The sequence below is a fragment of the Pseudomonas sp. Q1-7 genome, from assembly GCF_028010285.1.
Lineage (GTDB): Bacteria > Pseudomonadota > Gammaproteobacteria > Pseudomonadales > Pseudomonadaceae > Metapseudomonas.
In genome coordinates, this window is the sequence record NZ_CP116304.1 from 1,053,583 (window position 1) to 1,077,758 (window position 24,176).

The window sequence follows — 24,176 nt, forward strand, 5'->3', positions numbered from 1 at the left end:
CTCCGGGCCGAGGGGGTGACGATCAAGCGCCCGTCCGTGGCGCCGGGTGCCGGGCGAGGGGCCGCGCATCTGGCGCCGGACGCTGGAGCGCATCTCAGGCGGCGGGGCGCAGGCCGAGGGCCGCCAGTTGTTGCAGGTTGCCACTGCGCTGGAGCAGTTGCGGGTTATCCAGCGGCAGGTCGTGGCCGGTTTCGCGGGCGATGATGGCCTTCAGGCGCACCGGGTCCACCTTGCCGTCGGCGCTGATGGCTTCCTGGAGTTTCTCCGGGGCGATCTGGGCGTTCTGGCCTGCGGGCAGGTAGATGGCGCCGGTGGCGAAGTCGACGGCGAAGGCGATCAGCCCGGGGATGACGAAGAAGAGGATGCCGATGGCGTCCATGGCGGCGACGGCCGGGTCGACCTTGCCTTCGATCTGGCCGCGGCGATCCGGGTAGAACAGGGTGCCGCAGGCGGTGAGCTGGGTGAGCAGGGCAACGGCGACGGCGCCGCCGATCCATCGGGAAGCAATACGCATGAGCATCTCCTGGTCGAAAGAGCGCAACTATACCAAGCGGCCTGTTGCAAATCCGCATGCCGTAGCGGCGACCCCGGCAAGGAACGGGCAGTTCGCCGGTATACTTCCGGGCCTGCCTGGAGTGCCCATGATTCCGTTACCCATCGATGCCGTCCTGCCCGATCTGCGGGCCGCCCTGCGATCCCGCCATGAAACCGTGCTGGAGGCGCCGCCCGGCGCAGGCAAGACCACGCGCGTGCCCCTGGCGCTGCTGGACGAACCCTGGCTGGCCGGGCAGTCCATCCTGATGCTGGAACCGCGCCGCCTGGCCGCCCGCGCCGCCGCCGAGCGCCTGGCCAGCGAGCGGGGTGAGGCGGTGGGCGAAACCGTCGGCTATCGCATCCGCCTGGAGTCGAAGGTCGGCCCGCGTACGCGCATCGAGGTGGTGACCGAGGGCATCCTCGCGCGCCGATTGCAGGAAGACCCCGCGCTGGAAGGCGTCGGCCTGGTGATTTTCGACGAATTCCACGAGCGCAGCCTGGATGCCGACCTGGCCCTGGCGCTGTGCCTCAACGGCCGCGCCCTGCTGCGCGACGAGCCGCCGCTGAAGGTGCTGTTGATGTCCGCCACCCTGGAGGGCGAGCGCCTGTCGCGCCTGCTGGACGGGGCGCCGGTGGTGCGCAGCGAGGGTCGCATGTTCCCGGTGGAACAACGCTGGGGCCGACCGAGCCAACCCGGCGAAGCGCTGGAGCCGCGCGTGGTGCAGACCGTGCTGCAGGCGCTGGCCGACGAGCCCGGCAGCCTGCTGGTGTTCCTTCCCGGCCAGGCCGAGATCCGCCGCGTGGCCGACCAGTTGGGCGAGCGTCTCGACGGGCGTGCCGACATCCTGCTCTGCCCGCTGCACGGTGAGCTGGACCTGGCCGCGCAGCGCGCCGCCATCGAGCCGGCACCGGCCGGCACGCGCAAGGTGGTGCTGGCCACCAACATCGCCGAGACCAGCCTGACCATCGACGGCGTGCGCGTGGTGGTGGATGCCGGCCTGGAGCGGGTACCGCGCTTCGACCCGGCCAGCGGCATGACCCGTCTGGACACCCAACGCATTTCCCGCGCCTCCGCCACCCAGCGCGCCGGCCGCGCCGGGCGCCTGCAGCCCGGCGTCTGTTACCGGCTCTGGTCCGAGGCCCAGCACGAGCAGCTGGCTGCCCATGGCAGCGCGGAAATCCTCCAGGCCGACCTGGCCGGCCTGGCCTTGCAGCTGGCGCGCTGGGGCGTCGGCGACCCGGGCGAACTGGCCTGGCTCGATCCGCCGCCCGTCGCGGCCTATACCCAGGGCCGCGACCTGCTGCAGCGCCTCGGCGCCCTGGCCGAGGACGGCAGCCTGACCCGCCACGGCCAGGCCATGGCCGAACTGCCTACCCATCCGCGCATCGCCCACCTGCTGCTGCGGGGTCAGGCCCTGGGCCTGGGCGCACTGGCGTGCGACCTGGCGGCCCTGTTGGGCGAGCGCGACATCCTGCGCGGCGGCGGTGCCGACCTGCACAGTCGCCTGGCGCTGCTGGCCGGCGGCGACAAGGCTGCGCGGGGTGCCCGTGGTGCGGTGCAGCGTGCGCGGCAACTGGCCCGGCAATTCCGTTCCTACCTGCGGGGCCCGGCCAGCGAGGCGGTGGCCGACCCGGATCATCCGCGCTGGCTCGGTTGCCTGCTGGCCTTTGCCTACCCGGACCGCATCGCCCAGCAGCGCCGCGCCGGAGGGGCTGACTATCGGCTTGCCAATGGTCGCGCCGCGCAGTTCGGCGAGCCGGATGCGCTGATGAAGGAACCCTGGTTGGTGATCGCCGACCTCGGCAGTCGTCAGGGCCAGCGGGAGGAACGCATCTACCTGGCGGCAGCGCTTGAGCCGGAACTCTTTTCTTCGGTGCTCGGCGAACGGGTCACTCAGCGGGACGAGCTTGAGTGGGACGAGCGGGAAGGGGTCTTGAAGGCCGAAAGGCAACGTCGAGTGGGGGAGTTGGTGCTCAGTCGCGCCGCATTGCTGAACCTCGACGAAGAGGCACGCTTGAAGGCATTGACCGGTCTGGTTCGGCGCAAGGGCATCGAACTGCTCCCCTGGAGTCCTGAGCTGCGCCAGTGGCAGGCCCGTGTGGCGCTGCTCCGCCGGCTGGATATCGAGCGGCAAGGGGAGAGCGAGTGGCCCGATCTGTCGGATACCGCCTTGCTGGACTCCCTCGACACGTGGCTGGCTCCCTATCTGGGAAAGGTGAATCGACTGAGCCACTTCGCCAACCTCGACTTGCCGGGCATCCTGCTCGGCCTGCTGCCCTGGCCATTGCCGCAGCGCCTGGATGAGCTGGCGCCGAAGTCGCTGCAGGTCCCGTCGGGTTCGCGGATCGCCCTGGATTACTCAGAGCATCCGCCGGTGCTCGCGGTGAGGCTGCAGGAGCTGTTCGGCTTGGCCGAAACGCCGCGCATCGCGGGCGGCCGGCAAGGGGTATTGCTGCATCTCCTGTCTCCTGCGCGTCGTCCGGTACAGGTAACCCAGGACCTGGCCAGTTTCTGGGCCAACACCTATGCCGAGGTGAAAAAGGATTTGAAGGGACGCTACCCGAAGCATTGGTGGCCCGATGACCCGATGGAAGCGGAGCCCACCGCCAGGGCCAAGCCGAGAAAATAGGAACCGTCCGAGTCAGCGTCCTGCACCCGATGGACGTCCTCGACCGCCTGGGAATCGACCACCTGGAGAGCGGGCGTTACCCGCTCGATTGACCGTCCGGTCCTGAAGGCCCGGTTTGCGCGTCAGTCGGGCCGTACGCGGCTGAAGCGTGCGCTGGCCGTCCGCAGGGGGCGGTCGTCAGCGTTAGACGTACGATCTGATTCATTACATCGCGTTACTAATGATGTGATCGGTCCCGCCTTTATCGCTATCGGGAGAGGTCATAAATTTCCCGCCACTGCCTACTCCCATCATGTCGATGAGCAGTCATTGGAGGGCTGTCATGCCGTTCGTCAGCGTACGTATCACCCCCGACGGCGTCACTCGAGAACAGAAATCTCGGGTGACCGCCGACATCACCGAAACCCTGGAGCGAGTTCTCCACAAACGCCCGGACCGGACCCACATCGTGATCGACGAGGTCGATGGCGATAACTGGGGATATGCCGGGATGACCACCACCGCCTACCGGCAACGACTCCCGGAGCAGCCGTCATGACTCGTCCGTCCGTCACCATCGATTTCGTCTCTGACGTGGTGTGCCCCTGGTGCGCCCTGGGGGCGACAGCGTTGGAACAGGCCATTGCCAACCTGGCCGATGAGGTGTCGGTGGAGTTGACGTTCAAACCCTTCGAGCTGAACCCGGATATGCCGGCCGAAGGCGAGCACGCCGTCCGGCACATGATGCGCAAGTACGGACGCACCGCCGAAGAGGTCGCCACACGAAACGCGATGGTGATCGCCCGTGGCCAGGCCATCGGCTTCCATTTCGACCTGGAAAGGCGCAGTCACTTCTACAACACCTTCGACGCGCACCGCCTGTTGTTCTGGGCATTGCTGGAAGGTCGGCAGGCCCGGCTCCACAAGGTCTTGCTGCGTGCCTACTTCACCGACGGAAAGAACCCGAGCGATCACGAGACGCTCGCGCATCTGGCGGCCGAAGCAGGGCTGGACCCGGCGCAAGCGCGCGAGGTACTGGCGACCGGGGCGTTCGCCAAGGAGGTTCGTGAGCTCGAAGCGTTCTACCGCGAACGGGGTATCGATTCGGTACCGACCATGATTCTCAACGGCCGCCACCTGGTGTCGGGTTCGCAGTCCGTCGGCGACTACGAACAACTCTTGCGGCAACTGGCTCAGGCCACAGCCGAAGCCTGATCGATCGTTCTTTCCAATCCCCGTTGCAACTGGAGGTTCATCATGAGCAATGCAAGAAAAGTCGTCGTCGTCACTGGCGCTTCCCAGGGTATCGGTGCCGCGGTGGTCAAGGCCTTCCGTGATCTCGATTACCGGGTGGTCGCCACGTCGCGCTCGATCAAACCCTCCACCGACCCGGACATCCTCAGCGTGGCCGGTGACATCGCCGATCCGGCGACCGCCGAGCGCGTGATTCGGGAAGGCATGGCGCGTTATGGCCGTATCGACACCCTGGTCAACAACGCTGGAATCTTCGTCGCCAAGCCGTTCACCGATTATTCCCACGAAGATTACGCCGCGGTGCTGGGCGTCAACCTCGGCGGCTTCTTCTACATTTCCCAGCTCGCGATTACCGAGATGGAGAAGCAAGGGAGTGGCCATGTGGTCAGTGTCACCACCAGCCTGGTGGATCACGCCATCGAAGGTGTGCCGTCGGTTCTGGCGTCGCTGACCAAGGGAGGCATCAATGCGGCGACCAAGTCCCTGGCCATCGAGTACGCCAAGCGCGGAATCCGCGTCAACGCTGTCTCCCCCGGCATCATCAAGACGCCGATGCACGGCGAGGAAACCCACGCGGCGCTGGGCCGGTTGCACCCGGTCGGCCATATGGGCGAGACCCACGATGTCGCGCAGGCCATCGTCTATCTGGAGCGCGCCGGGTTTGTCACCGGTGAAATCCTGCACGTCGATGGTGGCCAGAGCGCGGGTCACTGACGTAAGGGGCGGCGCCGCCGATCGGACGTGGCGGCGCTGCCAAGCGCGCGGTAGAGCCCATCGGCGTGCGCACCATGAATGCTCGCGCAGATGGACTTCAATGTGCCGGCGGCAAGAAGAACCTCGCGGTGAGCGGCAGGTGATCGGAAATCCGCAGGGTGTCGTGCCGCCGGACCCGGGCTTCGATACGTGCCAGGCTGGGGCTGTGGAAAACGTAGTCGAGGGTCCGGTCCGGGCCCTTCACGCGTGGGTCATTGGGAAAGTGGGTGAACCAGCGGGCGCGCTGCTCACCGCTGGCCTCGCCCACGCTGGGGATCATCGGATAGTGGCGCCACAACGCCTTTAGTTCGCTGTCCGGGCTATGGCGGCTGCGCTGCTGCGGAGCCAGCCGCTCGAATTGGCCAGGGGGCAACTGGTCGAAGTCGCCGGCCAGCACCCAGGGCACCTCTTCGGCCTGGAGCCGGTCGAGCAGGGCTCGGGTCATGCCCACCTGGCGTTTCAGCGTGGCCTGGTCCGAGGCACGCTCATCCAGGTGGGTGTTGATCGTCGCCAGACGTCCACCGCCGCGAATCGGCAAGTAACTGACCAGCAGGGCACGCTGCTTGTCGAACTGGCGGCTGAGCGGGTCGTTCTCTTCCCGGGGGAGTTGCAGGCGTTCGGCACTCGCGATACGGAAGCGGCTGAGGGTAGCGAGCTTCATGCCAACGCTGCCGAGAATATGCGGGTCAGGCACGAAAGCGGCCTTCCAGTAGAAGGCCTGGCTGGTGCAGGGATAGAGGTCGGCCAGGCGCTCCTGCAGCAGGGCCAACTGGTCCTGGTGGTCGGTCGCGCGGGCACCTTCGTGGAGTTCCTGGAGGTTGACGATGTCCGGCTGTTCCTCGCGTATCACCCGCACCACCTCGTCGAGGCTGTAGGCCAGGTCTTGCGCCGTGGGTCGCTCGTCCGGGCCTTCGCCGTCGGGCAGGTCGTCGTAGAAGACGTAGCGCTTGCCGGCCAGGTACTGCAGGTTCCAGGTCATCACCTTGAGGGCCTGCCCCGGTTGCAGCTGCGGCGCTTCGGCCTGGCAGGCCAGGGGGGCCGGCTCACGTGGCGCGGGGTGCCAGGTGAGCGCATAGACCAGCGCCACCAGGCCGACGGCGAGGACCGACAGGCTGAGCAGGGCGAATCGCAGGACTCGGGGCATCGGCAGAAGCTGGCATCTATGCTGGAAGAGGGCGAGCATACCCGAGCCGCCGCGGCGGCCCAAGCCAGGCGCGCCCGGGAGGAATGCCGTGAGCAGCGAGGTGCGGATCGCCCGCAAGGGTCCCTTCGAAGTGGAGGTCGTGGCCGGCCAGGATTACTTCTGGTGCCGCTGCGGCCGCAGCCAGCAACAGCCGTTCTGTGACGGATCTCACAAGGGCACTGGCCTGGCGCCACTCAAATTTCATGCAGAGGTCAGCGAAACCCTGTATTTCTGTGGCTGCAAACATAGCCACTCGCCACCGTGTTGCGATGGCACCCACAACGAACTGCAAGACTGATCCGGGAGCCGGCATGCAGCTGGGCGTAGTCCTCTGGTCATTCCTGGCCTTGATTTACAAAACGTCGCGGCTTCGCCTCGGGCTGGCGAGCCTGATGCTGCTGCCCGGCATCGCGTGCGCCGACCACCCGGCACCCCTGCGCGTGATGACCGATTACTGGCCGCCGTTTCGCATCGCTGGCGAAGGCGAGCAGTTGCGTGGCCTGGACATGGACCTGCTGGCCGAACTGGAGCGCCGCACCGGGCTGCGCTTCGAGGTGCAGCGGGCGCCCTGGTCGCGGGGGTTGGCCGCCCTGGAGCGGGGCTCGGCGGATCTGATGACGGGCCTGGCCAGGACGCCCGAGCGGGAGCGCTACATCGACTACCTGGAGCGTCCCTATTTCACCTGCGCACCACGTTTCTACAGCCTGCCTGAGCTGTCCCGCAGCGTTACCGGCTACCCGCAACTGGGGCGGTACGTCATCGGTTTCGTGCGCGGGTCGGCCTACTTCGAGCCCTTCGATTCCGACCAGGCGCTGAACAAGGTAGGGGTCGGCAACGAAGGCCAGTTGCTGGACATGTTGCGCCACAAGCGGCTGCAGCTGGTGATCGGTACCGATTGCCAGGTGGATTACGAACTGCTGCGCGACCCGACGCTGGCCGGACGCATCGTCAAGCTGGCCTACCGGCCGCCGGCGCGCACCGAACTTTTCCTCGGCTTTTCGCGCCAGCGGTCCCTGCAGGGCCAGCGCCGGGTCATCGCCGAGGCCTTGGGGCAGATGATCGACGAAGGCTGGGTGTTGGACGCCGCGCGGCGCTACCGTCCGGGCGCTCAGTGAGCGTGCGGCTCGATGTACAGCTCGTAGTCCGGGTGCAGATCCACGTCCCAGAACGCGGCCTCGATCTTGTGGCCATCCGGGTCGCGGATGAAACAGCCGTAGTAGGGATCACCGTATTGCGGGCGTGGGCCGGGTTCGCCATCGCCCTTGCCGCCGGCCTCCAGCGCCGCTTCGAAGAACGCCTGCACCGCGGCCTTGCTGGCCGCGAAGAAACCGATGTGGGTGCCATTGCCGACGCTGGCCGGGTGGCCGTCGATGGGCGCCTGCACCCAGAATTCCGGGTACTCGCGGCCGTATGCCACGGCGCCGGGGTGTTCCATGATGCGCTTGCAGCCCAGGGTGGGCAGGACCTTGTCGTAGAAGGCGACGGCGCGTTCGAAGTCGTTGGTGCCTACCGAAATGTGGGACAGGATGCTGGGGTTTTCAGTCATGAGTTGTCCTCCTTGAATGGCTCGAAAAGCCTAGCAGCCCCGGGGAAAACCACTGAACGCGGACGCTGCCCGCCGCATTGGCGTCGCGCTCACGGCTCCGCCGCCGACTCGGTCACCAGGGCGAACATCCGGTACAGGGCGATGCTGACGAACAGCTGGAAGAAGCTGTTGAAGCTTTCCAGGACCACGGTGCCCACCGGGTCCGGGTTGTTCCCCAGTTCACGGTAGGCGAACCAGTCCACCAGCCAGATCGGCCCCATCACCAGCAGCACGCAGGCGAGGATGTTCCAGAAGTGGCCGCGGGTCAGGGCGAAGCTTTCCTTGATGGCGTCCAGCGGCTGTTTGCCTTCCAGCACCAGCAGGTACTCGGCGAAGGCCAGCTTGATCATCACGTACAGGCCCGGAAGGATCAGCATCCAGGCGCCGACCATGATCAGCAGCGTGCTGATGGCCGCCAGCACGGCGAAGGCGGGCCAGCGGAACACAGCCATTTCCAGCACCTGCCGTGGCTTGAGGCGGATCCGGTGGCTGCGGCTGTCGACAAAGATGATCAGCGCCCCGACGTAGAGCGGATAGAACAGCATGCTGATGATGATCGAGGCGCCCTGGGATTTATCCGGACCGAGCCAGGCGATCACCCCTTGCTGGGTGATGGCTTCGATCAGGATGACCGGCAGGCAGAGCAGGGCGATTTCACCTGCGTTGCGGGAGAAGAAGTACCAGGAGGCGCGCAGCAGCTCGAACGGGTTCATCAGTGGGTATTCATATCTTGCGGCAGTCGGTCTTGGGCACTTTAGCCCAAGCCGCTGCCGCCTCCTAACGTCGGTTCATGCGGAACGATAGTGCAGCACCCGGTTCGGCAGGCGTGGCAGGAGCCGGGCGAGGTCGGCGGTGGCCACTTCCAGGGTGCGTTCCGGTGGGCCGGGGGAGTAGATCAGGTAGTCGTGCCGGAAGATCGCTTCGTCGAACACCAGGGCGATCGCTTCGGCGTGGCCCAGGGGGCAGGCGCACTGGGGCACGCAGCCGGTGAGCGCGACCAGTTCCTCGTCGCTGGCGATACTCGGTCGCGCGCCCAGCAGCGCCTTGAGCTGGGCCCAGTCGGCCCGCGCGCCCTCCAGGGTCACCAGCATGGCGTAGCCGCCACCTCGGAGGCGCAGGAACAGGCTCTTGCTTTCCACCCCGCGCAGGCCGAAGCGCTGGCGTACCGCGTGGGCGGTCGGGTAGTCGAGCACGGCTTCGTGGCTGACCTCCCGGTAGGGGATGGCGTGTTCGTCGAGCAAGGCCAGGTTGCGGGCGTGGAGCGACATTGCGGGTTCCGGCGGAGGGCAGAAGGGAGCGCCATGATAGTCGCTCAGGGCGGGCTGAGATCATCCAGCCCGGCTTCCTGCAGGACCTGCCGTTCGATCGCCAGCAGGCGGCCGTTCTGCGCCATGCGCCGCAGTACCGCCTCCAGGCGAGGGGCGAGGTCGCGGTGGCGCGGGTTGAGGTAGTGGTGCATGGAGAAGCGCTCCAGCACCGGATGCAGGGGCTGAATGCCGCGCATGCCGCTCTGGCGCAGGACGCACATGCCCGTGTAGTAATCCTCCACATGCACGTCCACCCGGCCGCCGGCCAGCTTGCGCAGGCCATTCTCGACCCCGTTGGAGGGCGACAGGCGTACCCCTTTCAGGCGCAGCTCCAGCCCCGTCTTGCCGCGTTCGAATCCCACCAGGTAGGGCTTCAGGCTGGACCAGTCGCGCAGGTGCAGTGGGCGATTGGCGAAGGCCACCGCGTAGGACTCGAACAGCGGCGTGCGGATCAGCAGCAGGTCGCTGGGCTGCTCGGCGAGCAGGTTGGTGCGGCACAGCTCGCCATCGTTCATGCCGCGCTCGGCGTATTGCAAGGCGCGGGCGGCGGGCGCGGCGCGGGTTTCGATGCGGATACCGAGCTCGGCGTAGGCTTCGATCAGGATGCGTTTGCAAATCTGGAAGAGCGGCAGGCCCTGGCCGGGAAAGGCGCTGAACACCAGGCGCGCTTCGGCATGGCAGGGGGCGGAGAGCAACAGCAGGGCAAGCAGGCAACATCCATGGGCACGCATTGCACTATCGCCTGGTGCATGGCCTGCGGCTGGAGTGACTGCCAGACGGCGCCGCCTGCCATGGCGGGCGCCTTGCTCCCTGCAACAGACCCATGCGGTGGGTCTTGGCGTCGTCCCCGTTCTCGATGTACGCGGGGTAACTGAAACTATAGACGGCCGCCGTCAGGGTGTCGGCCCGCGCGCCAGCAATTCGTCCATGGACAGCACCCGGGCGTACTCGCCCTGCAGGTTGGCCATCGCCATGTCGTGGACCTCGTCGGCGCTGCGCGGGCGGCCGGCGAAATCGGCCTTGGCGAAGGTGTAGCAGGCGTCCGCCACCACGCAGGTGGCGAAGCCCAGGTTGCCGGCGCTGCGGGCCGTGGCTTCCACCGAGTTCTCGCTGGCGACGCCGACGATGACCACGGCGTCGAGGCCGCGCACCCGCAGCCAGCGTTCCAGGCCGCTGTTGACGAAGGCGTCGGGCACGTTCTTCTCCAGCACCTGTTCGCCCGGCTGCGGTTCGAATTCGGCCTGGAACAGGGCCCCGGGTTGGCCGGGGGCGAAGACCGATCCGGCCTCGCGGGAGATATGGCGGATATGCACCAGTGGCCAGCCGGCGCCGCGCCAGTGCGCCAGCAGGGTGGCCATACGGCTTTCCGCCGCGGGGTTGTTGCGCGGCTTGTCGAGGCGACGGATGCCTTGCTGCTGGTCGATGATCAGCAGGGCACCCGGAGACTTCTCCATGGTCTTATCCACTTTCCACTCTCTTAGGCTGGCATACTGGCCGCACTCTATCCTTACCCGGACCGCGCCAGCCAGCCACCGAGGAGCCGCGTTGAAGAAAATCGCCGTATTCGCCGACGTGCAAAACCTCTACTACACGGTACGCCACGCCTACGGCTGCCATTTCCACTACAGTGCCTTCTGGCAGAGCGTCGCCGCCGAGGGCGCGATAGTCGAGGCCACCGCCTACGCCATCGACCGTGGCGACCCGCGCCAGCAGCAATTCCAGCAGATCCTCCGCAACCTGGGCTTCACCGTGAAGCTCAAGCCTTTCATCCAGCGCAGCGATGGTTCGGCCAAGGGCGACTGGGACGTCGGCATCACCATCGACGTGCTCGACGCCGCGCCGCGGGTGGACCAGGTGGTGCTGGCCTCCGGCGACGGCGACTTCGACCTGTTGCTGGAACGGGTGGCCCAGGCCCACGGCGTGGAAACCCTGGTCTATGGCGTGCCCGGCCTCACCGCCCAATCCCTGATCCGCGCCGCCAGCCGCTACCAGCCCATCGAGGGCAACCTGCTGTTGCGCAACTGAACCGCGCCCCAACCTGGAATTTCCTGTGGACCCCATTGCCGTCATCGACTTCGAAACCACCGGCGTCTCGCCGAGCGACCGCTGCCGCGCCACCGAGATCGGCATCGTCATCCTGGAGAACGGACGCATCGTCGACCGTTACCAGAGCCTGATGAACGCGGGCCTTCCGGTGCCGCCCTTCATCCAGGGCCTGACCGGCATCAGCACCGCCATGCTGCGCAATGCCCCGCCGGTGGAGCAGGTGATGGGCGAAGCCGCGGACTTCGTCGGCGAACTGCCGCTGCTGGCGCACAACGCCGCCTTCGACCAGAAGTTCTGGGATTTCGAGCTGGCGCGCATCGGCCGCACCCGCCGCCAGGCGTTCGCCTGCTCGCTGCTGCTGTCCCGGCGCCTGCTGCCGGAAGCGCCCAGCCACAAGCTCGGCAACCTCAACAGTTGGGCGCACCTGCCGGATACCGGCAAGGCCCACCGCGCCCTGGCCGACGCCGAAATGGCCGCCAACCTGGCCCTGCACCTGGCCGGTCGCCTGCGTGATCGCTACGGGGTACAGGACGTTTCGCACCCGCTGTTGTGCCGCCTGCAGAAGCTGGCGGTGGCGAAGATCCCCGAGATGCTCCGGCGCCACCGCGACGGCTGATCGTGCAGGTGGGGCGACGAGCGCAGCGAGGCCCCCACCGACGTGAAGCAACCGCTCAGCCTTTCGCCGTCTTCAGCACTTCCACCTTGCCGCGCTCCTGCAGGGCGCCGGGTATGCGCTGCTCGAAGGGGGTGGAGAGGATCAGCGAGGTCTTGGTGGCGCCGAAGGTGCCGATCTGGTCGATCAGGTCCTGCAGCTCCGGCATCGAGGCCACGGCGGCCTTGATCAGCAGGCAGGCGTCGCCAGTGACGCGGTGGCAGAGGCTGAGCTGCGGAATCTTCTCCAGGGCGTCCTGGGTGCGCTTGTAGTCGCGGTCGGTGATGCGCAGCTCGATCACGCACTCGATGGGCAGGCCAACCTTGGCCAGGTCCACGCTGGCGTGGTAGCCGGTGATGACCCCGGCGGCTTCCAGCTTGGCCACCCGGTCGGCCACCGCCGGCGGCGACAGGTTGACCCGGCGTGCCAGGTCGGCGAAGGACGCGCGGCCGTTCTCGATCAGGGCCGACAGCAGCAGGCGGTCGTATTTGTCCACGGGACCTCCGGATGGGCTTCCGTCGAATCGACGGCGGAAGCGGATGAAAACAACGCTTTCCAAGGTTTGTGCGGCGATGAAGCAGGCTTTCATCCTTATTCGCGGCACATCGCCTTACATAGAATAGACGCCTCAATCCTCCCCGTGTCGAGTTCCGATCATGCCTGCGCGCCGCTTCCCGCTGTTGCTCATAGGGGCTTTCATTGCCCTCTACCTGATCTGGGGTTCCACCTACCTCGCCATCCGCATCGGCGTGGAGTCCTGGCCGCCGCTGCTGATGGCGGGCATCCGTTTCGTGGTGGCCGGCACGCTGATGTACGGCTTCCTGCGCTGGCGCGGCGTGCCCAATCCGACCTGGCAGGAATGGAAGTCCGCCGCCGCCATCGGCTTCCTGCTGCTCAGCTGCGGCAACGGCGGCGTGACCCTGGCCGAAGACCTCGGCGTGGCATCCGGCGTGGCGGCCCTGGCGGTAGCCACGGTGCCGTTGTTCGCTCTGCTGTTCGGGCTGATCTGGGGCCAGCGCACCAACCGCCTGGAATGGGCCGGCATCGTCCTCGGGCTGATCGGCATCGGCCTGCTCAACCTCGGCTCGAACCTGCAGGCGAGCCCCATCGGCGCGGCCCTGATCATCTTCGCCGCGGCGTCCTGGTCCTTCGGCTCCATGTGGAGCAAGAACCTCAAGCTGCCCGCCGGCCCCATGGCCAGCGCGGTGGAAATGCTCGCCGGCGGCGTCGCCTTGCTCGCCGGCAGCCTGCTCAGTGGCGAGCACCTGGTCGCCGCGCCGACCCTGGCGGGCTGGGGTGCCCTGGCCTACCTGATCGTCTTCGGCTCCATCATCGCCTTCAGCTCCTACCTCTATCTGCTGAAGAACGTGCGCCCGGCGGCGGCCACCAGCTATGCCTATGTCAACCCGGTGGTGGCGGTGCTGCTGGGCATCGGTTTCGCCGGCGAGACCATCGGCGTCGAGGAAGGCCTGGCCATGCTGGTGATCATCGGCGCCGTGGTGCTGATCGGCCTGCCGCAATGGCGTGAGCGCAAGGAGGAGAGGGAGCGCCAGGCGGAAGGGCTGCAAGAGCAGACCAGTTGATCCCGGAGTAGCGGGGCGGCCTGCTAGAATCGCGGCTTTTCCGCACTCTACGGCTGCCCCCCATGACCTTCGCTTCCCTCGGCCTGATCGAACCCCTGTTGCGCGCCACCGAGGCGCTCGGCTACCAGACCCCGTCGCCGGTGCAGGCCGAGGCGATTCCCGCCGTGCTCAAGGGGCGCGACCTGATGGCCGCGGCCCAGACCGGCACCGGCAAGACCGCCGGCTTCGCCCTGCCGCTGCTGCAGAAACTCACCCAGGAAGGCCCGCAGGTGGCCAGCAACTCGGTACGGGCGCTGGTGCTGGTGCCCACCCGCGAGCTGGCCGAACAGGTCAACGAGAGCTTCCGAGTCTACGGCCAGCACCTGCCGTTGCGCAACTACGCGGTGTACGGCGGCGTCAGCATCAACCCGCAGATGATGAAGCTGCGCAAGGGTATCGACGTCCTGGTCGCCACCCCCGGCCGCCTGCTCGACCTGTACCGGCAGAACGCGGTCAAGTTCAACCAGCTACAGGCACTGGTGCTGGACGAAGCCGACCGCATGCTCGACCTGGGCTTCGCCCGTGAGCTGGACGAGCTCTTCGCCGCGCTGCCGAAGCGCCGCCAGACCCTGCTGTTTTCCGCCACCTTCTCCGACGCCATTCGCCAGATGGCCCGCGAGCTGCTGCGCGACCCGCTGTCCATCGAAGTCAGCCCGCGCAACGCGGCGGCGAAAAGTGTGCGCCAGTGGCTGATTCCGGTGGACAAGAAGCGCAAGAGCGAACTGTTCCTGCACCTGCTGGAAGACCGCGGCTGGGGCCAGGTGCTGGTCTTCGCCAAGACCCGCAAGGGGGTCGACCAACTGGTGGATGAACTGCAGGCCCACGGCGTCAGCGCCGACTCCATTCACGGCGACAAGCCGCAGCCGTCGCGACTGCGCGCCCTGCAGCGCTTCAAGGCGGGCGAGGTGCAGGTCCTGGTGGCCACCGATGTGGCGGCCCGTGGCCTGGACATCGACGACCTGCCGCTGGTGGTCAACTTCGACCTGCCCATAGTCGCCGAAGACTACGTGCACCGCATCGGCCGTACCGGCCGCGCCGGCGCCACGGGTGAAGCGGTGTCCCTGGTCTGCGCCGATGAGGTGCAACTGCTGGCGGCCATCGAAGTGCTGATCCGTCAGACTATCCCGCGTCGTGACGAACCCGATTTCTTCCCTGACCACCGCGTGCCCGTGACCGATGCCACCGGGCAGGTGATCAAGAAGCCGAAGAAACCGAAGAAGCCCAAGGAACCCCAGGCCGGCGCCGGCAAGGCGGGCAAGTCCGGTGCGCTGGGGCGCTGGATCGACAGCGAGAAGCCCAAGGTGAAGTCGGTGCGCAAGGCGCCGGGGTTTGGCAAGGCGAAGAAAGGCTGACTCGCGCCGGCCAGTCCGCCGCGGTCCTCGGTCTGAAATCAAGCGCTGGCGTCGCTGGCCGGGGTGCAATCCGGGCAACGAATGGGGATATCCACGCACCCCTACAAGGGCCGCGGACCATGCGCTTCCTGTAGCTGCCGCTTGAGCCGCGCCACTTCGGTCATGTCGGTGATCATCAGGCACACCCGCTCCACCTGCCCGCCGGCCGTGGCCAGGGGAATGAGGGTGAGGTTCTGGTACATGAAGTCCTCTTCGCCGGTGATCGGCCGGTAGTTCTCGAAGCGGATCAGGTAGGGCCGCTGCTCCCACAGGCTGAAGGCACGGGTGCCGAGTTGCAGCACGGTGTCCACCTTGCGCCGGAGCCAGCTGCGGTCGATCTCCGGGAAGAGTTCGAAGAGGTTCTTGCCGTGTACCCGGTCGGGACCCAGGCCCGAGTGGTTCTCCATGAAGCTGTTCCACACCTCGACGCGGTACTGGCGGTCCAGCACCACCACGCCGACGTCCAGGCACTGGACGATGTCCAGCAGCCAGTGGAGCTCCTTGAAATCGATCTGTGCCGGCATGGGTCAGTCCATCAGGTAGTGGATCTTCTGGGTCAGGCGCGCGATGGAGGTTTCGGTGAACAGCAGCAGCAGGTCGAAGTGCAGGTTGTGGTCTTCGATGGTGTAGCTGATCTCCACCGCCAGCGTCTTGCGCCAGCGCCGGTTGTTAAGCCGGAACAGTCGTTCGACGCAGGTGTGCTGGCCGAGCAGTTGCGGGTGGCCCTGGGAAAAGCGCACGTCGATCTGCTCGGCGATGCCGGCCAGGCAGGCGCCGATCAGGATGCTGCCCAGGTCCAGCAGCATCTCCGCCTCGTCGCTGTCGCTCCCCGGCTGCCTGCCGAGCAGGCGGGCGACTTCGGCGTTCTCGGCGTCGTGGAACAGCAGCAGCGCCTCGCCGGCGATGGATTCGCCGATGAAGCCCTGGCAGACCGCCGACAGCCGTTCGCCGCGCTGGGTATCGGCCAGGGCCATGTGCAGTTCGCTGACTTCGAAGAGGTTGACGTTGGGCACCGGCAGCTGCACGAAGACCCCCAGCACGCGCGCCAGCAAGGCCCCCGCGCGCCCCATGGCGACGTTGCTGACCTCGCGCAGGGCGTCGCGGAAATTCACCCGCAGGTCCGGGTCGCTGCGCAGGGGGATGCCGCTGACCGGGCTGGTGGACGGTGCCGGGTGCAGCAGGCCGAGGCTGATCAGGGTTTCCCGCAGTTCGTCGGGGTCGGCGGGCTTGTGGATGAACGCCAGGGCGCCCAGTTCATGGACGCGGCGCTGGGCTTCTTCCTGGACATCCCCCGAGACCACGATCACCCGGGCCGGCAGGCGCTCGGCGCGGAGCCGGCTGAGCACCTGGTAGCCGTCCATGACCGGCATGGTCAGGTCCAGCAGGACCACCTGCCCCTGGCCCTGGCGAATAGCCTGGAGGGCTTCTTCGCCGTTCGTGGCCTGGGTGATATGCACCGGCCAGTCCAGCGGCAGGGCGCGGATCAACTGCTTGCGCGCCATCATCGAATCGTCGCAGACGAGGAGGGGAATCACCTTGGGGGCACCGCATGGAGAAAGCTGGGCTCTGGGCAAGCATAGACGTTGGCCGCGCCGCAGCCGACACCTCGCGGCCGGCATCCGATCAGATGTTCCGGGTGCTGCGCCAAAGGCTGCCGACGGGGCCGGAGCGGATGAACACGCGCATGCCCACGGACGGGGCCGTGGGCCGGCGGAGGCGGTTACCGCGGCGCGGGCCGCTCCGAGAGCCAGCGCAGCGCGCCCTGGGCGGCGACCCGACCGCTGGCGAAACAGGCGGTGAGCAGGTAGCCGCCGGTGGGGGCTTCCCAGTCGAGCATCTCGCCGGCACAGAACACGCCCGGCAGGCGTTCGAGCATCAGGCCGGCGTCCAGCGCCTCGAAGGGCACGCCGCCGGCCGAACTGATGGCTTCGTCCAGCGGCCGTGCGCGCACCAGGCGCAATGGCAACTTCTTGATGACGGCGGCCAGGCGCGCGGGGTCGAGGAAATCATCCTGGGTCGCGAGTTCCCGCAGCAGGCCGGCGCGGGCACCGTCGATACCCAGCTGGCTGTGCAGGTGCTTGGCCATGGAGCGCGAGCCGCGTGGTCGCGCCAGGGCCTTGGCCACCTTGTCCGGCGGCTGGTTGGGCAGCAGGTCGAGGTACAGGGTGGCGCTGCCTTCGGCCTCGATCCGCTCGCGGATGGCGGCGGAGAGGGCGTAGATCAGGCTGCCTTCGACGCCCGTGGCGGTGAGCACGAACTCGCCCTGGCGCGGCGGCTGCTGATCCAGGCGGATGGCCACGGGCTTGATCGGCGCGCCGGCGAATTTCTCCTGCAGCAACGGGCTCCAGCCGTCCACCTCGAAGCCGCAGTTGCTCGGTTGCAAGGGCGCGATGGCGACACCCTGGGCTTGCAACAGCGGTACCCAGGCGCCGTCCGAACCCAGTCGCGCCCAACTGCCGCCGCCGAGGGCGAGGATGCAGGCATCGGCCTGCACCGTGGTTTCGCCGTCCGCCGTGGCGATGCGCAGGGCGCCGCCGTCGTCCCAGCCGAGCCAGCGACTGCGGGTGTGAATCGCCACGCCCTGCTCGCGCAGGCGCTTGAGCCAGGCCCGCAGCAGCGGGGCGGCCTTCATGTCGGTGGGAAAGACCCGCCCCGAGCTGCCGACGAAGGTGTCGATGCCCAGGCCGTGAATCCACGCACGCAGCTCTTCGCCAGCGAAGTGCTCCAGCAACGCGGCCACTTCCTCACGGCGCGCGCCGTAGCGTGCGATGAACGGGGCCCTGGCTTCGGAGTGGGTGATGTTCATTCCGCCGACGCCGGCCAGCAGGAACTTGCGCCCCACCGAAGGCATGGCATCGAACAGCTCCACCCGCGCACCGCCTGCGGTCAGGACTTCGGCGGCCATCAGGCCGGCAGGGCCGCCGCCGATGACGGCGACGAGGGGGGCGGAGTCTTTCATGGGGATTGGTCGGACAGGAATGGGGAGGGCGCATTCTACCGGACCGCGAGGCGTTCGGAGGATGGGGTGTCGGCTTTGCGGCGATGGGTTTCGCTGCGCTCTACCCATCCTACGGCGCTATAGGACTTCAGCCGCCCAGCCCCATTTCCCGCCAGACTCGATCCGCGCTGTGATGGAGGATGCCATGGCGGCGGGCGAGGGCGGCGCGGTCCTTGTCGTAGCCGCCGCCGATCAGGCCCACCACCGGGATGTCGCGGGACAGGCACTGGCGGATCACCCGCTCGTCGCGCTCGGCCACGCCGGCATCGGTGAGTCGCAGGTAGCCCAGGGCGTCGTCCTTGTGCACATCGACGCCGGCGTCGTAGAGCACCAGGTCGGGCTGGTAAAGCGGCAACAGATAGTTCAGCGCGTCGTCCACCACCCGCAGGTAGTCGGCGTCGCCCATGCCCATGGGCAGGGGAATGTCCCAGTCGCTTTCGGCCTTGCGCGCGGGGAAGTTCTTTTCGCAGTGCAGGGACACGGTGACGGCTTCCGGCGTGTCGGCCAGCAGCCGCGCGGTGCCGTCGCCCTGGTGCACGTCGCAGTCGAAAATCAGCACCCGCTGCACCTTGCCCGCCGCCAACAGGTAGCGGCTGATCACCGCCAGGTCGTTGAAGATGCAGAAGCCCGACGCATGATCGAAATGCGCATGGTGGGTGCCGCCGGCCAGGTGGCAGGCCAGGCCGTGCTTCAGGGCCAGGTCGGCGGCCAGCAGCGAGCCGCCCACCGCGCGTACGGTGCGGCGCGCCAGGGGCGGGCTCCAGGGCAGGCCGAGGCGGCGCTGTTCCTCGCGGCCGAGTTCGCCTGCGAGGAAACGCTGGATGTAGTCTGGGCAATGAGCCAGGGCCAGTACCTCGGCTGGGCAGATAGCCGGCCGGTGCAGGTGCTCGTCGGTGGCCAGTCCGCTGTCCAGCAGGTGCTCGTAGAGCAGGCGGAACTTCTCCATGGGGAAGCGGTGCTCCGCCGGGAACGGCGGGCTGTAGTCGTCGTGGTAGACCAGTGGCAGGAACATCGATGGGCACTCGGGAGCATCACGGCGGCAGTATGATGGGGGCCTCTCGCCGCGCTCAAGAGAACCGCCCGTGTCTCCGATAGAACTCGATACCCCGCGCCTGCGCCTGCGCACCTGGCGTGACGACGACCTCGCGGCCTTCGCCGCGCTCAACGCCGACCCCGAGGTGATGCGGCATTTCCCCGCCTGCCTTGGCCGCGAGGACAGCGATGCCCTGGCGGCGCGTATTCGCCGGCATTTCCAGGACCACGGCTTTGGCCAGTTGATCGTCGAGCGGCGCGAAGACGGTGCCTTCGTCGGCGTGCTCGGCCTGCAGAACGTCAACTTCGAGGCGCCGTTCACCCCGGCGGTGGAGATCGGCTGGCGCTTCGGGGCCGGCCACTGGGGGCAGGGACTGGCCTGCGAGGCCGCCCAGGCGGTGCTGGCCTTCGCCTTCGAACGCCTGCTGCTGGCCGAGGTGTTGGCCTTTACCGTGCCGGCCAACCAGCGCTCCTGGGCGCTGATGCTGCGCCTGGGCATGCAGCGCGACCTGGACGGCGACTTCGAACACCCCCTGTTGCCCGAGGGCCATCCCCTGCGCGGCCATGTGCTTTATCGACTGGGCCGCGCGCAGTGGGAGGCGCTGCGATGAGCGATGGCGTGCGGGCCTATCACGAACTGAGCAAGCACCGCCCGGACCGTTTCGCCCCCGGCCCCGGACAGCTGGACTGGGCCACTCAGCCGGCGCCCTTTCGCCGCTACCGGGGGGCGCCGTTGCTGGAGCTCTGGCACCGCCCGCTGGAAGAGACGCCACCCTATGACGCCGTGTTCGCCGGCCCCCTCGACGAGCCGGCGCCGCTGGACCGCGCCAGCCTGGCGCAACTGCTCTACGACAGCCTGGCGATTTCCGCCTGGAAAGAGGCCGGCGCCAGTCGCTGGGCGCTAAGGGTCAACCCGTCCTCCGGCAACCTGCATCCCACCGAGGCCTACCTGCTGGTGCCGGCCGGCGCGGTGACGGAAGGCGCGCTGCTGGCCCACTACGCGCCGGATGTCCACAGCCTGGAGGTACGCGCCGAACTGCCCGCGCCCCTGGCCGCGCAACTGAGTGCCGCCCTGCCGGCGGGCGGCTTCCTGCTCGGCCTGGCCAGCATTCCCTGGCGCGAGGCCTGGAAGTACGGCGAGCGCGCCTACCGTTACTGCCAACACGACCTGGGCCATGCCCTGGCGGCCCTGGCCATCGCCGCCAGCGCCCTGGGCTGGCAGGTAAGGGCCTTGGGCGGCGTCGCCGAAGAGGCCCTGGACGCGCCGCTGGGTCTGGATCGCCCCGGGTTCGTCGAGCGCGAGTGCGCCGATGTGCTGCTGTGGATAGGTCCGGCGCAGGCACGCGAGTTCGAACTCCCGGCGACGCTGCTGGAGGGTGTCGCCGCGCTGGCGCTGCAAGGCACGCCGAACCGGCTGTCCCGCGAGCAGCGTCATTGGCCGGAGCTGGACCGCGTCCATGGCCTGTGTCGGGCACCACGCCTGCCCCTGGCCGACTGGCGCGCGGCGGCTGCCGGCGCCGCTGTGGATAACCCCGGACTGCCCTTGCGTCCGCTTCTGCACCGGCGGCGCAGCGCGCAGTCCATGGATGGCCGCAGCGGCATCCAGGCCGAGTTGCTGCTGGCCTGGCTGCGTCGGCTGCTGCCGGCGAACTCGCCGGTGCCCTTCGCCAGCCTCGCTGCGCCCCGGGTGGACCTGCTGCTGTTCGTTCATCGCGTGCAGGGGCTCTCGCCAGGGCTCTACTGGCTGGCGCGCGGTGCTGCCCCCGAGGGCGAGCTGGCGGTCGGCCTGCGCGAGGATTTCCTCTGGCAGCGGGCCAGCGACGAGCTGCCGCTTTTCCGTCTGCTGGAAGGCGACGCCCGTGGTTTGGCGGGTTTCCTGTCCTGCGGCCAGGAGATCGCCTCCGACGGTTGCGTCGCCCTGGCGATGCTCGCCCGCTTCGACGCCGCACTGGAACAGGGCGCCTGGCTCTATCCCCGGCTGTACTGGGAGTGCGGGCAGATCGGCCAACTGCTCTACCTGGAAGCCGAGGCCGCGGGACTGTCCGGCACCGGCATCGGCTGCTACTTCGACGATTCGGTACATGAATTGCTGGAAATCGCCGACAGTCGTTGGCAAAGCCTTTACCATTTCACCATTGGCCGCGCGCTGTGGGACGAGCGCCTGACGACGCTGCCGGCCTATCCCGAATTACGAAGACCGCCCCGGCCATGACCGGGGCGGCTGCCTTGCTGAGGAGAATGTCATGACCCAGGTGCTCGACGAGCTGGTCGCGCTGCTGAGCCTTGAATCCATCGAAGAGAACCTGTTCCGTGGCGTCAGCCAGGACCTCGGCTTCCGCCAGCTGTTCGGCGGCCAGGTACTCGGCCAGTCGCTTTCCGCCGCCAGCCAGACGGTGGAGCCGGAGCGCCATGTGCATTCCCTCCACGGCTATTTCCTGCGCCCCGGCGACGCCACCCTGCCGGTGGTCTATTCGGTGGAGCGGGTGCGCGATGGCGGCAGCTTCAGCACCCGCCGCGTCACCGCTATCCAGAAGGGCCAGCAGATCTTCACCTGCAGCGCCTCCTTCCAGCAGGACGAAGAGGGCTTCGCACATCAGTTGCCCATGCCCGAGGTGCCGGGCCCGGAAAACCTGCCCAGCGAGTTGGACCTGGCGCGGAAGAATGCCCACCTGCTGTCCGAGCGGGTGCGTGACAAGTTCCTCTGCGCCAAGCCCATCGAGATCCGCCCGGTCACCCTGGAGAACCCCTTCGATCCGGCGCCGGGCGAGCCGGTCAAGTACGTCTGGTTCCGCGCCGACGGCAGCCTCCCCGACATTCCGGCGCTCCACAAGTACATCCTCGCCTACGCCTCGGACTTCGGCCTGCTCACCACCTCGATGCTGCCCCACGGCGTGTCGGTGTGGCAGAAGTTCATGCAGGTGGCCAGTCTCGACCATGCCCTGTGGTTCCACCGTGACCTGCGTGCGGACGACTGGCTGCTCTACGCCATGGACAGTCCCTGGGCGGGTAATGCCCGTGGATTTTCCCGTGGCAGCATCTTCAACCGCGCCGGCCAACTGGTGGCCTCGGTGGCCCAGGAAGGCCTGACGCGCCTGCGCGAGGACTGGAGGTGAGCGAAACCGGTCTCGCGCAGTACCGCCACTGGGTGTTCGACATGGACGGCACCCTGACCATTGCCGTGCACGACTTCGCCGCCATCCGCGAGGCGCTGGACATTCCGCCGCAGGACGACATCCTCCACCACCTGGCCGCCCTGCCCGAGGCTGACGCCGCCGCCAAGCATGCCTGGCTGCTGGAGCACGAGCGCGAGTTGGCGCTGAACGCCCGACCCGCCGCCGGGGCGTCGGACCTGGTGCGCGAACTGCACCGGCGCGGCTGCCGGCTCGGCATCCTCACCCGCAACGCCCACGAACTGGCGCTGCTCACCCTGCAGGCCATCGGCCTCGGCGACTGCTTCGCCACCGAGGACATCCTCGGTCGCGGCGAGGCGCCGCCAAAGCCCCATCCGGGTGGTTTGTTGCACCTGGCCGAGCGCTGGCGGATCGAACCCCGGCAACTGGTGATGGTGGGGGACTACCGCTTCGACCTCGACTGCGGCCGCGCGGCGGGCGCGGGCACCGTGCTGGTGAACCTGCCGGAGAACCCCTGGCCGGAGCTGGCGGATTGGGTGGCGCGGGATTGTGGGGAGTTGTTGGGGATGGTGGAGGGGTGAGGGAGGTATCGAGCTAGAGGTGGCACGGATTGCCCCCTCTCCCGCTCGCGGGAGAGGGCGGGGGGAGAGGGTGTAAGCGAGCAAGGAGGCTCAATGGAACTCAAGCACTATGCCAAGGCACTGCGCAGCAATATGACCGAGGCCGAGCGTCATCTCTGGTACCACCTGCGTGGTCATCGTTTCCTCGGACTCAAGTTCAAGCGGCAGAAGCCCATGGGGCACTACATTGTCGACTTCATCTGCATCGAGCGGCGGCTAGTGATCGAACTGGATGGCGGGCAGCACCAGCAACAAGCGGTATGGGATGCTGAGCGAGACCGCTGGTTAATGGAACAGGGGTATCGGGTGTTGCGTTTCTGGAATCATGAGGTGCTGGGTGAAACGGACTCGGTGCTGGAGGCCATCAGACGAGCCGTGATCGACGTCGGCTGACCCTCTCCCCAGCCCTCTCCCACAGGTGGGAGAGGGAGTGGTTCGTGCCATGGGGAAAAGTCGAGCCGGGCGCCGACCAGGCCCCCCTCTCCCGCTCGCGGGAGAGGGCGGGGGGAGAGGGTGAAAGGTCTTACAGTCTCGCCGTCGCAAAGGTATCGCACCTCCCCACTTCGCCCTTCTCGAATCCCACCTTGAACCAGCGCACCCGCTGCTGGGACGTCCCGTGGGTAAACGAGTCGGGCACCACCTGGCCGCGAGCCTGGCGTTGCAGGCGGTCGTCGCCGATGGCGTTGGCGGCGTTGAGGGCTTCTTCCAGGTCGCCGGGTTCCAGCCAGTCCAGACGCTTCTGCGCGTGGTAGGCCCAGACGCCGGCCAGGCAGTCGGCCTGGAGTTCCTGGCGCACCAGCAGGCCGTTGTCGCCTTCCACTTTCTCGCCCCGCTGGCGGGCAGCGTTGATCCTGGCGGAAACGCCCAGCAGGGTCTGCACGTGGTGGCCGACTTCGTGGGCGATCACGTAGGCCTGGGCGAAGTCGCCGGCGGCCTTGTAGCGGCTGGCCAGTTCCTCGAAGAAGTCCAGGTCCAGGTAGACCTTGCGATCCCCCGGACAATAGAAGGGGCCCACCGCCGACGAGGCGAAGCCGCAGGCCGACTGCACGCCGCCGTTGAACAGCACCAGCGTCGGGTCCTGGTACTGGCGGCCGGCGGCCTGGAAGAGGGCGCGCCAGGTGTCCTCGGTGTCGCCGAGGATGGCACGGACGAACTCGCGTTCTTCCGGCGTGCCGGTGGGCATGGCCGATTGCTGCTGCGGGTTGATCGAGGCGCCCTGCTGGGTGATTTCACCGAGGATCTGCAGCGGGTCTTCGCCCATCAGCAGCGCCACGACCACCACTATGGCGATGCCGCCAAGGCCCAGGCCCTTGCCGCCGCCCAGGCGCATGCCGCCACGCCCCATGCCTCCGGCGTCTTCTACGTTGTCGCTGCGACGCGCACGTTGCCAGCGCATGACCGCTCTCCGTTCGACAGGCGAGTTATTCAGTGTTGACGCTGGCGGCAGGCGCCGCCAGCC

Annotated in this window: 28 protein-coding genes; 15 read left to right on the top strand and 13 right to left on the bottom strand. The window is 67.8% G+C overall.

Annotation, left to right across the window (positions count from 1 at the left end):
* Window positions 1-94 precede the first annotated feature (94 nt).
* On the bottom strand, window positions 95-514 hold the full coding sequence (locus tag PJW05_RS04850) for a polyribonucleotide nucleotidyltransferase (RefSeq protein WP_271410608.1): 420 nt from the start codon (window positions 512-514) through the stop codon (window positions 95-97).
* Window positions 515-641: 127 nt separating this feature from the next.
* Between PJW05_RS04850 and hrpB the strand changes: the two genes are divergently transcribed.
* The 4 genes from hrpB to PJW05_RS04870 all read left to right on the top strand — a co-directional run bounded on the left by hrpB (window position 642) and on the right by PJW05_RS04870 (window position 5,111).
* Window positions 642-3,164: an ATP-dependent helicase HrpB gene (hrpB, locus tag PJW05_RS04855; RefSeq protein WP_271410609.1), complete on the top strand. Its 2,523-nt coding sequence runs from the start codon at window positions 642-644 to the stop codon at window positions 3,162-3,164.
* A gap of 322 nt (window positions 3,165-3,486) precedes the next feature.
* Window positions 3,487-3,702 carry a tautomerase family protein gene (locus PJW05_RS04860; protein WP_271410610.1) on the top strand — a complete coding sequence of 72 codons (216 nt, stop codon included), beginning with the start codon at window positions 3,487-3,489 and terminating at the stop codon, window positions 3,700-3,702.
* Complete coding sequence (locus PJW05_RS04865; RefSeq protein ID WP_271410611.1) at window positions 3,699-4,358, top strand: DsbA family oxidoreductase; 660 nt, start codon at window positions 3,699-3,701, stop codon at window positions 4,356-4,358. The genes PJW05_RS04860 and PJW05_RS04865 overlap by 4 nt, the downstream gene beginning before the upstream one ends.
* Before the next feature lie 42 nt (window positions 4,359-4,400).
* A complete protein-coding gene (locus PJW05_RS04870) occupies window positions 4,401-5,111 on the top strand; it encodes an SDR family NAD(P)-dependent oxidoreductase (RefSeq protein ID WP_271410612.1) in 711 nt (236 codons plus the stop codon).
* A 97-nt stretch (window positions 5,112-5,208) separates the two neighbouring features.
* Here PJW05_RS04870 and PJW05_RS04875 read toward each other — a convergent pair whose 3' ends face one another.
* Window positions 5,209-6,294: an endonuclease/exonuclease/phosphatase family protein gene (locus tag PJW05_RS04875; RefSeq protein WP_271410613.1), complete on the bottom strand. Its 1,086-nt coding sequence runs from the start codon at window positions 6,292-6,294 to the stop codon at window positions 5,209-5,211.
* A gap of 88 nt (window positions 6,295-6,382) precedes the next feature.
* Here PJW05_RS04875 and PJW05_RS04880 point away from each other — a divergent pair, with 88 nt between their 5' ends.
* Both PJW05_RS04880 and PJW05_RS04885 read left to right on the top strand, forming a co-directional pair.
* Window positions 6,383-6,631 carry a CDGSH iron-sulfur domain-containing protein gene (locus PJW05_RS04880; RefSeq protein ID WP_271410614.1) on the top strand — a complete coding sequence of 83 codons (249 nt, stop codon included), beginning with the start codon at window positions 6,383-6,385 and terminating at the stop codon, window positions 6,629-6,631.
* A 13-nt stretch (window positions 6,632-6,644) separates the two neighbouring features.
* Window positions 6,645-7,448, top strand: coding sequence for a substrate-binding periplasmic protein (locus PJW05_RS04885; RefSeq protein WP_271410615.1), 804 nt, complete (start codon window positions 6,645-6,647; stop codon window positions 7,446-7,448).
* Here PJW05_RS04885 and PJW05_RS04890 read toward each other — a convergent pair.
* The 5 genes from PJW05_RS04890 to PJW05_RS04910 all read right to left on the bottom strand — a co-directional run bounded on the left by PJW05_RS04890 (window position 7,442) and on the right by PJW05_RS04910 (window position 10,679).
* Window positions 7,442-7,879 (bottom strand): VOC family protein, encoded by a 438-nt coding sequence (locus PJW05_RS04890; protein ID WP_271410616.1) that lies wholly within the window; start codon window positions 7,877-7,879, stop codon window positions 7,442-7,444. The genes PJW05_RS04885 and PJW05_RS04890 overlap by 7 nt on opposite strands.
* An 89-nt stretch (window positions 7,880-7,968) precedes the next feature.
* Entirely contained in the window at window positions 7,969-8,631 is a 663-nt protein-coding gene (locus tag PJW05_RS04895; RefSeq protein WP_271410617.1) for a YciC family protein, read from the bottom strand.
* 75 nt (window positions 8,632-8,706) lie between these two features.
* A complete protein-coding gene (locus PJW05_RS04900) occupies window positions 8,707-9,186 on the bottom strand; it encodes a YbaK/EbsC family protein (protein ID WP_271410618.1) in 480 nt (159 codons plus the stop codon).
* 44 nt (window positions 9,187-9,230) lie between these two features.
* Window positions 9,231-9,956 carry a hypothetical protein gene (locus PJW05_RS04905; RefSeq protein ID WP_271410619.1) on the bottom strand — a complete coding sequence of 242 codons (726 nt, stop codon included), beginning with the start codon at window positions 9,954-9,956 and terminating at the stop codon, window positions 9,231-9,233.
* A 162-nt stretch (window positions 9,957-10,118) separates the two neighbouring features.
* Window positions 10,119-10,679, bottom strand: coding sequence for a cysteine hydrolase family protein (locus PJW05_RS04910; RefSeq protein ID WP_271410620.1), 561 nt, complete (start codon window positions 10,677-10,679; stop codon window positions 10,119-10,121).
* Window positions 10,680-10,770: 91 nt separating this feature from the next.
* On the opposite strand from PJW05_RS04910, the gene PJW05_RS04915 reads away from it, so the two are divergent.
* Window positions 10,771-11,250 (top strand): LabA-like NYN domain-containing protein, encoded by a 480-nt coding sequence (locus tag PJW05_RS04915; RefSeq protein ID WP_271410621.1) that lies wholly within the window; start codon window positions 10,771-10,773, stop codon window positions 11,248-11,250.
* Between the two features lie 25 nt (window positions 11,251-11,275).
* Entirely contained in the window at window positions 11,276-11,887 is a 612-nt protein-coding gene (locus tag PJW05_RS04920) for a 3'-5' exonuclease (RefSeq protein ID WP_271410622.1), read from the top strand.
* Window positions 11,888-11,942: 55 nt separating this feature from the next.
* Here PJW05_RS04920 and PJW05_RS04925 read toward each other — a convergent pair whose 3' ends face one another.
* Complete coding sequence (locus tag PJW05_RS04925) at window positions 11,943-12,419, bottom strand: Lrp/AsnC family transcriptional regulator (protein ID WP_271410623.1); 477 nt, start codon at window positions 12,417-12,419, stop codon at window positions 11,943-11,945.
* 160 nt (window positions 12,420-12,579) lie between these two features.
* Between PJW05_RS04925 and yedA the strand changes: the two genes are divergently transcribed.
* Together yedA and PJW05_RS04935 are read left to right on the top strand one after the other, a co-directional pair.
* Complete coding sequence (gene yedA, locus PJW05_RS04930) at window positions 12,580-13,506, top strand: drug/metabolite exporter YedA (protein ID WP_271410624.1); 927 nt, start codon at window positions 12,580-12,582, stop codon at window positions 13,504-13,506.
* A 62-nt stretch (window positions 13,507-13,568) separates the two neighbouring features.
* Window positions 13,569-14,897 (top strand): DEAD/DEAH box helicase, encoded by a 1,329-nt coding sequence (locus tag PJW05_RS04935; protein ID WP_271410625.1) that lies wholly within the window; start codon window positions 13,569-13,571, stop codon window positions 14,895-14,897.
* Between the two features lie 101 nt (window positions 14,898-14,998).
* On the opposite strand, the gene PJW05_RS04940 is transcribed toward PJW05_RS04935, so the two are convergent.
* The 4 genes from PJW05_RS04940 to PJW05_RS04955 all read right to left on the bottom strand — a co-directional run bounded on the left by PJW05_RS04940 (window position 14,999) and on the right by PJW05_RS04955 (window position 18,946).
* The gene (locus PJW05_RS04940) at window positions 14,999-15,460 is read right to left on the bottom strand and encodes a PAS domain-containing protein (protein WP_271410626.1); all 462 of its coding nucleotides are present in this window, start codon (window positions 15,458-15,460) and stop codon (window positions 14,999-15,001) included.
* Between the two features lie 3 nt (window positions 15,461-15,463).
* Window positions 15,464-16,438: a response regulator gene (locus tag PJW05_RS04945; RefSeq protein ID WP_271412168.1), complete on the bottom strand. Its 975-nt coding sequence runs from the start codon at window positions 16,436-16,438 to the stop codon at window positions 15,464-15,466.
* Between the two features lie 218 nt (window positions 16,439-16,656).
* Window positions 16,657-17,895 (bottom strand): TIGR03862 family flavoprotein, encoded by a 1,239-nt coding sequence (locus PJW05_RS04950; protein ID WP_271410627.1) that lies wholly within the window; start codon window positions 17,893-17,895, stop codon window positions 16,657-16,659.
* A gap of 127 nt (window positions 17,896-18,022) precedes the next feature.
* A complete protein-coding gene (locus PJW05_RS04955; protein WP_271410628.1) occupies window positions 18,023-18,946 on the bottom strand; it encodes a histone deacetylase family protein in 924 nt (307 codons plus the stop codon).
* Window positions 18,947-19,016: 70 nt separating this feature from the next.
* Here PJW05_RS04955 and PJW05_RS04960 point away from each other — a divergent pair, with 70 nt between their 5' ends.
* The 5 genes from PJW05_RS04960 to PJW05_RS04980 all read left to right on the top strand — a co-directional run bounded on the left by PJW05_RS04960 (window position 19,017) and on the right by PJW05_RS04980 (window position 23,110).
* Window positions 19,017-19,577, top strand: coding sequence for a GNAT family N-acetyltransferase (locus PJW05_RS04960; RefSeq protein WP_271410629.1), 561 nt, complete (start codon window positions 19,017-19,019; stop codon window positions 19,575-19,577).
* On the top strand, window positions 19,574-21,178 hold the full coding sequence (locus PJW05_RS04965) for a nitroreductase family protein (RefSeq protein WP_271410630.1): 1,605 nt from the start codon (window positions 19,574-19,576) through the stop codon (window positions 21,176-21,178). Before PJW05_RS04960 ends, PJW05_RS04965 begins: the two co-directional genes overlap by 4 nt.
* Window positions 21,179-21,209: 31 nt before the next feature.
* On the top strand, window positions 21,210-22,079 hold the full coding sequence (tesB, locus tag PJW05_RS04970; protein WP_271410631.1) for an acyl-CoA thioesterase II: 870 nt from the start codon (window positions 21,210-21,212) through the stop codon (window positions 22,077-22,079).
* Window positions 22,080-22,120: 41 nt separating this feature from the next.
* A complete protein-coding gene (locus tag PJW05_RS04975; RefSeq protein WP_271412169.1) occupies window positions 22,121-22,678 on the top strand; it encodes an HAD family hydrolase in 558 nt (185 codons plus the stop codon).
* A 93-nt stretch (window positions 22,679-22,771) separates the two neighbouring features.
* Window positions 22,772-23,110: an endonuclease domain-containing protein gene (locus PJW05_RS04980; RefSeq protein WP_271410632.1), complete on the top strand. Its 339-nt coding sequence runs from the start codon at window positions 22,772-22,774 to the stop codon at window positions 23,108-23,110.
* A 130-nt stretch (window positions 23,111-23,240) separates the two neighbouring features.
* Here PJW05_RS04980 and ypfJ read toward each other — a convergent pair whose 3' ends face one another.
* On the bottom strand, window positions 23,241-24,113 hold the full coding sequence (gene ypfJ, locus PJW05_RS04985; RefSeq protein ID WP_271410633.1) for a KPN_02809 family neutral zinc metallopeptidase: 873 nt from the start codon (window positions 24,111-24,113) through the stop codon (window positions 23,241-23,243).
* Between the last annotated feature and the right edge of the window lie 63 nt (window positions 24,114-24,176).